Below are 13,234 nucleotides of genomic sequence, written 5' to 3'. Positions count from 1 at the left end.
AAAAGAAAAAAAAGCCCGTAAATACTAGTGTTCAAGAAAAACTAGACCGTACAAACTATTAAATACAGTTCAATTTATGTAATTGTAATTAAATTCATGTTTAAAATATTGCTTTTATATTTCAAAATTAAATTCAAAAAAAAAAACCTCGAATTACATAAAGTAAATCGAAGTTTTTATAAGTATTGAAAATTGTAGATAATACTAAAAAGTTCCTATAAATTCGTTTAGATTATCATTTCTATCTAATTTGAATTTCTTTCTAAGGCGATATCTTGAGGTATGAACACTTTCAAATGATATTCCCAATAATGCAGCCATGTCTTTGCTTGAAAAATTCAACTTTATAAGTGCGCAAATTTTCAAATCGGTTTGCCCCAAATCTGGAAACTTATCTTTAAGGTTTGTATAAAAACTTTGATTAACATCAGTAAATCGAGCTTCAAATTCTTTCCAGTTACTACTAGGTGATCCTTGAATTGTTTTTAGCATTTTGTTGATTGTTCGCACATCAACATCTTTATCATCAGTCAAATTAAGTTTTAACCTTTCTATAAACTCATCTTTCTCTATTAATTGTAAAGCAGAACTAGTTAGTTCCTTATTCTTTAATTCCAAAATAGCTTTGCTCCTCACTAGCTCCATTTCCTGCTTCTCAGCTATAGATTTTTTCTCTGCCTTATGCTTTCTCCTGATGCTTCTTACAAACAAATATCCATATAACACTAATGATACTATTATTATAGTATATAAGATGGATTTCAAAAACCAAACTTTCTCCTCACTTTCTAATTGTGTAATTCGTTGCTTATCTAAAATTTCTTGTGCTTTTTGCTTTTGAACCCTGTATTTATCATTAATCTCAAACAAATGTTGACTGTTTTTACTCCCTTTACCAAATACATCTGCATTGAGTTTCATAGCCATACTAGAGTTCGCAAATGCTTTTTGATAATCACCTGCTTTAGCGTAAGATTTAGCCAAAGCCTCATGATCCATAATTACATAATTCTCATGGCTGTGATATTTCCCAGAGAAAGTCAACGATTTTTCATAATACAATATACTTTGACTTACATCACCTTTCAGTCGGTGTACTTCAGCAATCAAATAGTTAATAATGATTAAATACGATGGATCGTTTTTTTCAAAATACAGATTGGATTCTTGTAAACCCTCCAAAGCTGAATCATATTTTTTATCAACTGCCTTCAAAAAATATTCTTCTGCACGTACGAAATGGTTTTTATTTCCTCTATTAAGCTTATTGTGCAAAATCTGACAACTATCAAGATATATTTTAGCTTTCACATAATCCCCATTAACACGGTATAAATTCAAAATAGAAAAATAATCTTGAATCATTAATTCAAATTTCTTCACTTCCCCTAAGCCTTTATTATTCTTAGTAAGATTTAATGAATTATTGTAATACCGAAGTGCTTCCATATCTCTATCGTAAAAACTAAACAACCAACCTAAACCTTGGTAAATCATCGCTTTCGAATAATCATCTTTGGAAGCATCGGCTAAGAAAAGTGCTTTCCAATAGCCATCATACGCTTTTCCATAATCCAATCTGTGTGCATACAAATCGGACATATCACGTAAGTTTAAGATAACATTTACGGTGTCCTTATTTTCAGTATTGTATTCGATACTTTTTTTATAATGATAAATAGCCCCTTTATAATTAGTATATTTAATTTCATTTGCCTTCTCTAGGTAAGGATTGGTAGCACTATGCTCCTGACTGTAAAAATGAAAAGACGTAAATAAAAAGACTGTCAATAGAATAAACTTTGTATTTGTTGAAATACAAAATTTATTCAAAAGCTTATAAAAAGTATTTCTATTCATATTAAATAATATTTAGTTGGTTTGGAATTTGGTTTATAAATAGTCAATGATTTTGAACCGAACGATACGATAACAATTCTAAGAGAGTACAATATAGTTACAGTCTAGTTAATAAAAGCAAAAAATTGCCCAAAAACACCAATGTTCAGTTTATGTCTAGTCGATATTAAAAACCAAGAACCATATTTATAAGATATTTGTATCGCAGAAATATTCGCATTAATTATGATACACAATTTCATATTTACTATTTTAAAATCCTTTTTTATATCAAAATCTCAGTTATAAACATAATAATCAATTTACCATAAACTCCATTTTACTAGAAACTTTAAGTTTATCTGGAACAAAATTATAATAATCTCAGTTCATTTTGAAACATAAAAAACAATTAATGATTCAGTTTACAACTCCTTTTTAAACACATAAAAACAATCATAAGAACTAAACATTAGACCTAAAAATTACAAATTATATACTTATCATCGTGAAGAAAATAAAATCCAAATATTCCGTAAAAAAAATAGTTCAGCTCGGCATTCTTAATTTAATTACCGTTTGTGCTTGTGCTCAAAATAACACTCAAGACTTTAATTTTGATTGGAATTTCAAATTAGAAAATTCTAGTCAAAGTAATTGGAAAAATGTAAACCTCCCACATGATTGGAGTGTTGGTTTTTCATTTGATTCTATAAAAGGAGAAGGTGCAACAGGATATCTTTTAGGAGGTATTGGTTGGTACAAAAAAGATTTTAAAGTAAAACCTAGCAAAAATGAAACTACCTATATTCTATTTGACGGAATATATAACAATAGTACTTTGTGGCTAAATGATAAAAAATTGGGAGAACACCCATACGGATATTCTCCATTTTTTTATGATTTAAGTGCTTATTTAAACAATAACAGCAATCAAATTAAGGTAAAAGTAGACCATTCAAGATATGCTGATAGCCGCTGGTACACTGGATCTGGTATTTACAGAAATGTAAAGTTAGTAACCAAAAACAACCTACATATTCCTATTTGGGGAACTTATATCACAACTCCACACGTGTCTTTGCAAGAAAGCAAAGTTCACTTAGAAGTTAATGTTAAAAACAACTTTGATAAGGATGAAACTTTTGACATCATCACAACAATACTTGATGGTAAAGGCAAAAAAGTAGCCGAGCAAACCACAAAAGGAAAAGTAAGTTCCAAGGAAGAAACAAAATTCAACATCGATACCACTGTAAAAAATCCAAAATTATGGGATGTAGTGAGTCCTAGTATGTACACGGCACAATTTAAAATTGTACAAAACGGAAAAACAGTCGATGAGAATCAGACTAAATTTGGAATCCGAACTATCAAATTTGATGCGAATACTGGTTTTTACCTAAATGGTCAAAACATGAAAATCAAAGGGGTTTGTTTGCATCATGACGCTGGTCTTGTAGGAGCTGCTGTACCAGAAGGAGTTTGGAGAAGACGCTTTGAAAAACTAAAAGAAGCGGGAGTAAACGCAATCAGAATCTCTCACAATCCAGGTTCAGATGAATTTATTTCGCTTTGTGACGAAATGGGAATAATGGTTCAAGATGAGTTTTTTGATGAATGGGACAATCCAAAAGACAAGCGTAAAAACATGAAAGAACAATCAGTAGACGCCATTACCCGCGGATACGGTGAACATTTTCAAGAATGGGCAGAACGTGATTTAAAAAATACCATGTTAGCACATAGAAACCACCCAAGCATCATCCAATGGAGTATTGGAAATGAAATTGAATGGACATACGAACGAAATGCAAAAGCCACTGGGTTCTTTGATAATATGGATTGGAGCGGAAATTATTTCTGGTCACTTCCTCCTAATTCTATTGAGAAAATTCAAGAAAACTTGCGCACCCTACCTAGGGAGAAATACGATATTGGTGAAACTGCTAAAAAACTGGCAAAGTGGACAAAAGAAATGGACACTACTCGCTATGTAATTGCTAACTGTATCCTTCCGTCATCTAGTTATGAATCAGGATATGCAGATGCATTAGACATGATTGGTTACAGCTACCGCAGAGTAGTTTACGATTATGGACATAAAAACTATCCTGAATTACCAATAATGGGTACTGAAAACGTAGCACAATGGCACGAATGGAAAGCCATTATGGAACGCCCTTTTATATCGGGGACGTATTTATGGACAGGTATTGATTATTTGGGCGAAGCCAATAAACAATGGCCTAAAAAAGGAATAGATAGTGGAATATTAGATTATGCTGGATTCGAAAAACCATCCTACCACATGATGAAATCATTATGGAATGATGCTCCTGAATTATATATTGCCACACAAAGACTGGATAAATCAATCTATAAAATTGATGAACAAACAGGAGAGCCTGTAGAAAAAAAGAAAAATGGATGGGAAAATGCACTTTGGGTTTGGCATGATGTCAACGAACATTGGGAGTACCAATCTGGAGACAAGACAATTGTCGAAATCTACTCGAATTGTGATGAAGTCGAATTATTTTTGAATGAAAAATCATTAGGAAAGAAAAAACTAACCGATTTTGACGATCATATTTACAAATGGTCCGTTCCTTTTCAATCAGGAAAATTAACTGCAAGAGGTACAAAATCAGGAAAGACGATCTCATCGGAAAGAGTTACTCCAACAGAAGCTTACCGTGTTCAATTAACAACAGACAAAACTAGCCTTTCCGCAGATGGATATGATGTAGCACATATCGTAGCACAAGTAGTTGATAAAGACAATAACCCAGTAAAAACAGTGAATCCAACAATCACATTTTCGATTGATGGAAACGTAAAAATACTTGGAGTAGATAATGGAGCAGTCGATAATGTTCAGGATTTTCAATCAAATACTATAACCACTTCAAAAGGAAGATGTTTGCTTATTGTTCAATCGAAAAAAGGAGCAAAAGTAGATGCTACCGTTCAAATTGAAAAAATTGTTCTTGAAAATAATAAAATAAATTTCACAGAAAAAACTAATTTCACTAGTAAAATTAAATTAAGTAATAAAAATTAAGTAATATTGTAATACCAATCAAACTACAACTATGAATATAATTAACAAAAGCGTCCTTGGATTATTAACGCTAGCAATGCCAATCTCGGCAATTGCACAGTCAACAAAATGCAAAATGGAGGAAGAAAAACAACTAAAAAAAGATGCTATCGAACTTAAAGATAAGTTAGGTATTATGGATGTCAACCACTTAAGTGCCGCTTCAAAAAGAGCCTTAAAATGGCCTAAAGAATTAGGAAACGAATGGTTTATCGAGTTTGGAAACTTACAACCCCTTAAAGGTGATTTGGCTTACGAAGAAGGTGTTGTACGAAGAGATCCTAGTGCTATCATCCAAGAAAACGGAAAATACTATGTTTGGTACACAAAAAGTACTGGTCCAACACAAGGATTTGGTGGAGATATGGCCAATGAAAAAGTTTTTCCATGGGATCGTTGCGATATTTGGTACGCAACTTCTCAAGATGGTTGGACATGGAAAGAAGAAGGTATTGCAATACCTAGAGGTAAAAAAGGATCTTATGATGATCGTTCTGTTTTCACAGTTGAGATCATGAAATGGGATAAGAAATATTATTTATGCTACCAAACTGTTGAAGGAATCTACAACATACGAGTTCAAGAAAAAGTAGGAATGGCATGGTCTAACTCGCCAAATGGTCCTTGGACAAAATTGGATGCTCCCGTTATCGCACCTGCTCAAAATGGTGTTTGGAAAGGTACTACGGACAACCGTTTTATGGTAGAAAAAAAAGGAGATTTTGACAGCCATAAAACGCATGATCCATGTATATTACCATACAAAGGTAAATTCTATTTGTACTACAAAGGAGAACAAATGGGTGAAGAAATGACTTTTGGTGGTCGCCAAATTCGTCATGGAGTCGCTATAGCTGACAATCCACTTGGACCATACGTAAAATCACCTTATAACCCAATAAGTAATAGTGGACACGAAATTTGCGTTTGGCCTTACAACGGCGGAATTGCATCATTAATCACCACTGATGGTCCAGAAAAAAACACCATTCAATGGTCACCAGATGGAATTAATTTTGAGATTATGGCTTCGATTAAAGACGCACCCCATGCAATTGGCTTAAACAGAACAGCAGATAATGAAAAAGACCCAACTGAGGTTTTAAGATGGGGATTAACTCATATATATAACAATGGAAACTACCAAAGTATTATGCGTTTTTCATCAGCTAGAAAAACAACCCATACAGCTATTGGTGAAAAATCAGCAAACGGAAAAACAGAGAAGTAGAGAATATGCACAAATAGAATAATTCAATTATTCACCAATAACTCCTCTTTTTGGATATACTTTAAAAGTAAATTCAAAAAGGGGAGTTATCTTTTAGGGAAGTGTAGTGATGCAGTATTGTTTTTAACAACATGAATCAATCCATACCTTTAATGTTAAAAAAAAAAAACATAAACCACTAACAAAAAACAACTTAAAAACAGTTTCCGCTTTATTGTTTAGTTTATATCTAGTTGCTTTTTATCACAATCATAGCTACTTAAACTACATTTGTAAGTACTAATATGTATTAATACCAATACCACCAAACTATGAAATTTTTCAAAACACTAATGTTCATTACTTTTTCTATTGTCATAGCGACTGCATGTACAAAAGACGAAGCACCAGCGCCGACTCCCAAAGCTACTTCCGTTATCACCAAGACTCCTGTAGGCGCAACTTTATATTCTGAAATTGAAACGGGAGGAACCATCACTTTAGGAAATGACAATTTAACAATTACCGAAAGAGGAATCTGCTGGGGAGAAACCACCAACCCAACTACAGCAACCAATAAAAAAATAACTACTAGTACTTCCAATATATTTGATCTCACTTTGACAGGATTAAAAGAAAACCAAATCTATTACCTAAAAGCCTATTTTGTAGCTGGTTCCGTAACTTTTTATGGTGATCAAAAACAACTGACAACTGCCAAAAAACCAAGCGAAGTTAGTTTTCTACCAAGTGCTGGAAACAATAAAAGCTGGGTTATTCAACCTGTTTTCTCCAATGAGTTTAATTATGATGGAAAAACAGCCGATTTTACCACCAACTGGCAAGACCGTTTCTTCAATGGATGGACAGGAGCTCTTCCAACTGTATATTCTGCTTCTCAATCAACCATTACTGGTGGCGAATTAGTCTACAAAGCTACCATCGAAAAAAAATCAACTGGAGATATAATTCGAACAGGAGTAGTTACTTCTAAAACTAAAGTCGGCTATCCAATGTATATGGAAGCACGAGTGAAAATTAGCGAATCTTCATTAGCTTCAGCTGTTTGGATGCTCAGCGAAGACTCAACTCAGGAAATTGACAATCTAGAAGCTTATGGCGATAAAACGAATGATTACTACTCCAAACGTTTACACTTAAGTCATCATGTCTTCATAAGAACACCATTTCAGGATTACCAGCCATCTGGTTTGGAAACCTATTATGCTGATGGCAAGGGAACACAATGGGCAAACGATTACCATAATTATGGAGTATTATGGTTAGATCCTTTTACATTAAAATATTATGTAGATGGTGTACTAGTAAGAACAACGCCAACCAACCAAATTGACCCTAATAATTATGCTGGTGGAACTGGACTTACCAAGGATATGTATTTAATTATTTCGGCCGCATCCCAACCCTGGAGACAATCACAAGGCATAAATTATTTTACTGATCCATCCGTGTTGGATGATGCTCGATCAACTATGCGTGTGGACTGGATTAGAGTCTATAAGCCTGAATAGAGGATACATAAAATAGTTAAAATCAAACTTATTTTATAAAAATATTTTTTTTTCAAAGTCAAATAAATAAAACTATTTTTGCACACTATCTAGTACACAACAACATGACTCAAGAAAAAGAAGATTTAAAATCAAACTATAACGTTCCAAATTTAGAAAGAGGATTACAAATCATAGAATTATTAGCAATACACCCAAAAGGACTTACTTTGTCTGAAATCCTTCAGACTTTGGACGTAACCAAATCTAGTGCCTTTCGTATAACCAATACTTTGATTTTTAAAAACTATCTTCAAAAGAACGAAACCACCAAAAAAATAACACTTTCGAGAAAGATGTTAACCTTGGGAATTTCTTCAATGAATGAGCAAAGTATTGTCGAATTATCGATTGATATCATGAGAGCATTACGTGACGAGTTGAAGGAATCAGTAATGCTGGGCGTAGTTCTTGGTAATAGCGGTACTATCTTAGAACAAGTCTCCTCCTCCTATCCTGTAAAACTTTTTGTTGAATTGGGAACGCGTTTCCATTTGCACAGTTCTGTTGGTGGAAAATCAATTTTAGCCTTTCTTCCAGACGAAGAAGTAGATGCCATTTTGAGTTCGGTTAAATTTGAAAAATTCACCAAGAATACCATTACTTCCAAAAAAGAATTTAAAGAACAATTAAAAACCGTTCGAGAATTAGGATATGCAATTGATAACGGTGAAGATATTCAAGGAATCCATTGTATTGGAGCTCCTGTTTTTAATGAGCAAGGTACACCTGTTGCCTGTCTTTGGATTACAGCTCCGCATGGTCGATTACCCCATTCGGAATTTGAGGAAAAAGGAAAGATAATCGCTAAGTATGCTTTAGAAATATCTACTAAACTTGGTTATATCGAAAGGTAAACAACTACAAACCAATTAGTAAAAAGTACCTAAGATTTTTAGGTACTTTTTTTATTTCCTTTTTTTATTAACGAAACTTGTTTCAAATGTGAATAAAAAATCACTTTTAAAGTAAGTTACTTTCGTTCATAAGTATTATATTTGTTCAAATAAGAAACAAGTTTACTATTTGAAACAAATATAAAGATGAAAGCAACTATTTATGAAGGGAATAAAACCTTCACTGTAATTAACAGAGAAATTGAAAATCCAGCAAATGGCGAAGTACGAATCAAAGTAGCCTACGTAGGTGTATGTGGAACTGACGTGCATATCTACCACGGAATGATGGACAAGCGTGTAAGCATTCCAGAAACTATTGGACACGAAATGTCTGGCACGATTGATGCTGTAGGTGAAGGCGTTACAGGATATGCTGTTGGAGACAAAGTTGTTGTCCGCCCTTTGGATGACCGCAAAGCAAAAGCATCTGATAAAGGATTCAATCACATTTGCGAGGAATTAAAATTCATCGGAATCGATAGCCCAGGTGCTATGCAAGAATACTGGAATGTTCCAGCTTTTACACTTCACAAATTAAAAGACAATACCAACTTAAAACTAGCTGCTTTAATTGAGCCGCTTTCTGTTGCAACTCACGATGTACGTCGTAGTGGCTTGGTAAAAGGAGAAACTGCTGTGGTATTAGGTGGTGGTCCAATCGGTTTATTAGTAGCTATGGTTGCCAAAGATGCTGGAGCACAGGTCATCATCTCTGAAGTAAACGAAAACCGTATTGCAAAAGCTAAGGAATTAGGTTTTGATGCTGTAAACCCTATCAAAATTGACTTAGTTGAATATGTAAAAGGAAAAACAGAAGGTCGTAAAGCCGATGTTGTTTTTGAAGTAGCAGGTGTTCAACCAGCACTTGACATTATGTGTGAAGTAGCAGGTATTAGAGGTAGAATCTTAATGGTAGCCATACACGGAGAGAAAAAACCAGTGGATTTATTCAAATTTTTCTGGAAAGAATTAAGCTTAATCGGTGCTCGTGTTTACGAAAAAGAAGATTACGAAAAAGCAATCGAATTAATTACAGCAAACGAATTGCCTTTCGAACAAATGATTACAGATGTACAGCCACTATCAAACATCCAACAAGTTTTTGAAAACATTGACAAAAACCCAGAAGGATTGAAAGTATTGATGGACTGTCAATTATAGTATTTATTGCTATTGGCTAATGGCTATTAGCTATTGGCTTTTTGACATATAATTACCAAATAAGAAATAAACAAACGAGCCAAAAGCTTCAAGCTAATGGCCAAAAGCAAAAAAACATGAGCGTTTTAGATACATTTAGTTTAAAAGGAAAAGTAGCCTTGGTTACAGGTTGCAAAAGAGGAATAGGAAAAGCAATGGCAATTGGATTAGCACAAGCAGGTGCTGATATTATTGGCGTTAGTGCATCATTAGAAACCGAAGGAAGTGCTGTTGAAAAAGAAGTAACCGAATTGGGTAGAAAATTCAAAGGATACGCTTGCGATTTCAGTGATAGAAAAGCATTATATGCTTTCATAGAAGCTGTAAAAAAAGATTTCCCAACAATTGATATTTTGGTAAACAACGCAGGTACTATTTTAAGAGCTCCTGCAGCAGAACACCCAGATGAAATGTGGGATAAAGTAATTGAAGTCAATCAAAATGCACAGTTTATCTTAACTAGAGAAATTGGTAGAGATATGATCGCTAGAGGAAGTGGAAAGGTAGTTTTCACGGCTTCATTATTGACTTTTCAAGGTGGAATAACTGTTCCTGGCTATGCAGCTAGTAAAGGTGCTATTGGTCAATTGACTATGGCTTTTGCTAACGAATGGGCAGGAAAAGGGGTTAACGTAAATGCAATTGCACCTGGATATATCAACACCGATAATACAGAAGCATTACGTAATGACCCCGTTCGTTCGGCTTCAATCTTAGGTAGAATTCCAGCAGGTCGTTGGGGAAAACCTGAAGATTTTGCAGGACCTACAGTATTCTTATGTTCAGAGGCAGCTTCTTACATGCACGGTACTACGATGCTTGTTGACGGTGGTTGGATGGGAAGATAATCAAAAAAACAAAAAATGATATTACTACAAAGAATAGCCTTTATAGCTTTAAGCATACTATTTTTTATGACAACTTCAGTCCTGGCGCAACCCGGGTCTGAAGTTTCTCATAAAGACAACAGCCAGTTATCACAAGATTTGAGTGGGTTTAAATGGAAAATGAAGATGATGTTGCCTGGCGAAGGTGTCAAGGCAGGATTACACCAATTACCACCAGAAGATATTGAAACACTAGTGTGGAATTCTGCACAAGTACCAGGAGATGTGTACACTGACTTATGGAAAATAGGTGCTATCGAAGATCCTTACTTTGGACGTAATAGCGTAAAAGCACAATGGGTAATGCACTACGAATGGTGGTATGCCTTGCAATTCAATGTTACTCAAGATTTAAAAGATCAATTGGTTCGAATTGATTTTGACGGAATTGATTATGCGTGCGATATTTGGTTGAACGGTAATCACTTAGGAAGTCACGAAGGTGCTTTTTCACGTTTTTCATTCGATGTAAATAAATACATTCGCAGCAGCAAAAAAAACTTAGCCAGTACTAATATGTTAATGATTCGATTGGCTCCTCCCCCACAAGTCAACGCCAAAGTTGCAGGTAGAAAAACGCCTTGGTTTGGCGATTATTGGAGAGATTTGATTCCGTTTGGAATTTATAGACCAATAAAAATGGTTTATACTGGAAAAACAAGAATTAAAGATGTTTACCTACGACCAAAAATCGAGGACAATAACAATGCGAAAGTAACGCTAGAGGTTGAAGTCGAAAATACAAATTCGCAACCTAAACAAATGACTTTTACTTCGACAATTCAAGGCAAAAACTTTGAATCTGAAGTAATCACAACAGAATTTACCGAGACGATTGCCCCCGGAAAACAAACAATCAAAAAAGACATTTTTATAAAAAATGCACAACTATGGTGGCCTTGGGATTTAGGAAAACCCAATTTGTACATCAATAAGCTGTCCTTGACAGAAAACAAAATCAACCACGATTACAAAGAAACTACTTTTGGTATTCGTGAAGTAAAAATGGAATGGAATCCTGGTTTTACTAGAGATGAAGTGAGTTTTCCTAGAACTACGCTCATTAATGGTAAAAAAATATACATCCGATCGGCTTGTTGGGGTGGACCTCCAGACATTTTTACCGGTCGTACGTCTGACGAAAAATACCGAAAATTAATTCAGCTTGCCAAAGAAGCAAACATGAATAATATTCGAATATTTGGATGGCACCCCTCTGAGTTACCTATTTTTTACGAATTGTGTAGCGAAGCTGGAATTACGGTTTGGAATGATATTATTCCACTAGGAACTGGGAATTTGGCTAGAGATGAGGAATTTATAGCGACCACAATTGCCGAAGGAGTTGCCGTAATTAGAGAACGACGCAACAACCCCTCCTTAATTATGATGGAAGGTGGCGAAGAAATGATGTTGCGTTCTGCCGATCCTGCATTTACTAGAATGTTCTTGGAGCGTCTTGGAAAAGCATTGCAAGCAGAAGTAGATTTACCCTACGTTCCCGATTCTCCTATGACCGATGAACCTTCGCAAGAAGCAGGATATAAACCAAAAGAAGCCATTCATGCACTTGCTTATTTCTACGGAATGGGGCATTTGCCTATGGAAGATTGGTACAAAAAAATAGATTTTCCGATTGTACCTGAATTTGCAATCACCTCTGTTCCCAATATCGAAAGTTTGAAGAAATTCATTCCTGCGAATGAAATTTGGCCTCCGGGACCAAGTTGGGGACATCACTGGGCAGATTTGGACCGTTTGCGAGCACAAAATTTTGATGCTTTTGGCAGCGAAAAAACAGGTTCATTAGAAGAATTTGTAGATGCTACACAAGATTCTCAAGGGATTATTTTTCAATTAGGAATAGAACATTTTAGACGTAACAAACCCAAAAATAGTGGTGTTGCACTTTGTCACTTTATTACCTACTGGCCCGATATGAAATGGGGAATCGTAGATAATTACCAAAAGACAAAACGTTCGTACGAATTTGTAAAAACGGCCTATCAACCACTTTTAATCAATTTGGATTTTGCTAAAAGAAGATGGCACAACGACGAAACTTTTCAAGGTCAAATTTGGATCGTGAATGATTTCTACAAAGAATACAACAATTGTGTTGCCAATTTCACAATAGAAAATGACAAAGGAAAAACCATCGAAAAAGGATCTTTTGAAGTTTCTAAAGTTGGCGAAAACAGTTCCCAAAAATTCTTTGATATAAAAACAGATAATCTTAAAAAAGTGACATCTAATTTTTATGTCAAATTAGAATTGAAAGATCAAAATGGTGTGGTTATTTCAACCAATAAATATCAATTTTTGATTGGAGACCATGACCAAGCAGCCAAAGAATTCAAAGAAATGGGTGCCGAAATTAGAAAAAGAAACGGAATCTATAAATATTCAAATTACAACCAATTCTACGATAAATTAACGCGTGAAAATGGTGAAGAATATGAAAGTGAAACCGATACTGTAATAGCAAGAGGATTTAAAAATAAAAAATAATTTAAACTTAT

8 protein-coding genes are annotated in these 13,234 nt (G+C 34.5%); 7 read left to right on the top strand and 1 reads right to left on the bottom strand.

Going from position 1 to position 13,234, the window contains the following annotated elements:
- Positions 1–204: 204 nt before the first annotated feature.
- Positions 205–1,860 (bottom strand): hypothetical protein, encoded by a 1,656-nt coding sequence (locus ABZP37_RS09610; RefSeq protein WP_366182526.1) that lies wholly within the window; start codon positions 1,858–1,860, stop codon positions 205–207.
- A 487-nt stretch (positions 1,861–2,347) separates the two neighbouring features.
- Here ABZP37_RS09610 and ABZP37_RS09605 point away from each other — a divergent pair, with 487 nt between their 5' ends.
- The 7 genes from ABZP37_RS09605 (at position 2,348) to ABZP37_RS09575 (ending at position 13,223) form a co-directional block, all read left to right on the top strand.
- Complete coding sequence (locus ABZP37_RS09605) at positions 2,348–4,906, top strand: glycoside hydrolase family 2 TIM barrel-domain containing protein (RefSeq protein WP_366182525.1); 2,559 nt, start codon at positions 2,348–2,350, stop codon at positions 4,904–4,906.
- Positions 4,907–5,021: 115 nt separating this feature from the next.
- Entirely contained in the window at positions 5,022–6,176 is a 1,155-nt protein-coding gene (locus ABZP37_RS09600) for a glycosyl hydrolase (RefSeq protein WP_366187517.1), read from the top strand.
- 311 nt (positions 6,177–6,487) lie between these two features.
- Positions 6,488–7,687 carry a family 16 glycosylhydrolase gene (locus ABZP37_RS09595; protein ID WP_366182524.1) on the top strand — a complete coding sequence of 400 codons (1,200 nt, stop codon included), beginning with the start codon at positions 6,488–6,490 and terminating at the stop codon, positions 7,685–7,687.
- A 104-nt stretch (positions 7,688–7,791) separates the two neighbouring features.
- Positions 7,792–8,583, top strand: a complete 792-nt coding sequence (locus tag ABZP37_RS09590; protein ID WP_366182523.1) for an IclR family transcriptional regulator — start codon at positions 7,792–7,794, stop codon at positions 8,581–8,583.
- 186 nt (positions 8,584–8,769) lie between these two features.
- Positions 8,770–9,786 (top strand): alcohol dehydrogenase catalytic domain-containing protein, encoded by a 1,017-nt coding sequence (locus tag ABZP37_RS09585; RefSeq protein WP_366182522.1) that lies wholly within the window; start codon positions 8,770–8,772, stop codon positions 9,784–9,786.
- A gap of 116 nt (positions 9,787–9,902) precedes the next feature.
- Positions 9,903–10,673, top strand: coding sequence for an SDR family NAD(P)-dependent oxidoreductase (locus ABZP37_RS09580; protein ID WP_366182521.1), 771 nt, complete (start codon positions 9,903–9,905; stop codon positions 10,671–10,673).
- Positions 10,674–10,688: 15 nt separating this feature from the next.
- Positions 10,689–13,223 (top strand): sugar-binding domain-containing protein, encoded by a 2,535-nt coding sequence (locus tag ABZP37_RS09575; RefSeq protein WP_366182520.1) that lies wholly within the window; start codon positions 10,689–10,691, stop codon positions 13,221–13,223.
- Positions 13,224–13,234 lie beyond the last annotated feature (11 nt).

The organism is Flavobacterium ovatum (assembly GCF_040703125.1).
In the GTDB taxonomy this organism is placed as follows: domain Bacteria; phylum Bacteroidota; class Bacteroidia; order Flavobacteriales; family Flavobacteriaceae; genus Flavobacterium; species Flavobacterium ovatum.
The sequence above is the reverse complement of the archived record's forward strand: the minus strand, read 5'-3'. Positions and strand labels throughout refer to the sequence as shown.

What these genes read in the sequence shown, in the direction of transcription:
- ABZP37_RS09610 (WP_366182526.1), bottom strand. Translation starts at nt 1,860, where the DNA reads ATGAATAGAAATACTTTTTATAAGCTTTTGAATAAATTTTGTATTTCA.
- ABZP37_RS09600 (WP_366187517.1), top strand. Translation starts at nt 5,022, where the DNA reads ATGGAGGAAGAAAAACAACTAAAAAAAGATGCTATCGAACTTAAAGAT.
- ABZP37_RS09595 (WP_366182524.1), top strand. Translation starts at nt 6,488, where the DNA reads ATGAAATTTTTCAAAACACTAATGTTCATTACTTTTTCTATTGTCATA.
- ABZP37_RS09590 (WP_366182523.1), top strand. Translation starts at nt 7,792, where the DNA reads ATGACTCAAGAAAAAGAAGATTTAAAATCAAACTATAACGTTCCAAAT.
- ABZP37_RS09585 (WP_366182522.1), top strand. Translation starts at nt 8,770, where the DNA reads ATGAAAGCAACTATTTATGAAGGGAATAAAACCTTCACTGTAATTAAC.
- ABZP37_RS09580 (WP_366182521.1), top strand. Translation starts at nt 9,903, where the DNA reads ATGAGCGTTTTAGATACATTTAGTTTAAAAGGAAAAGTAGCCTTGGTT.
- ABZP37_RS09575 (WP_366182520.1), top strand. Translation starts at nt 10,689, where the DNA reads ATGATATTACTACAAAGAATAGCCTTTATAGCTTTAAGCATACTATTT.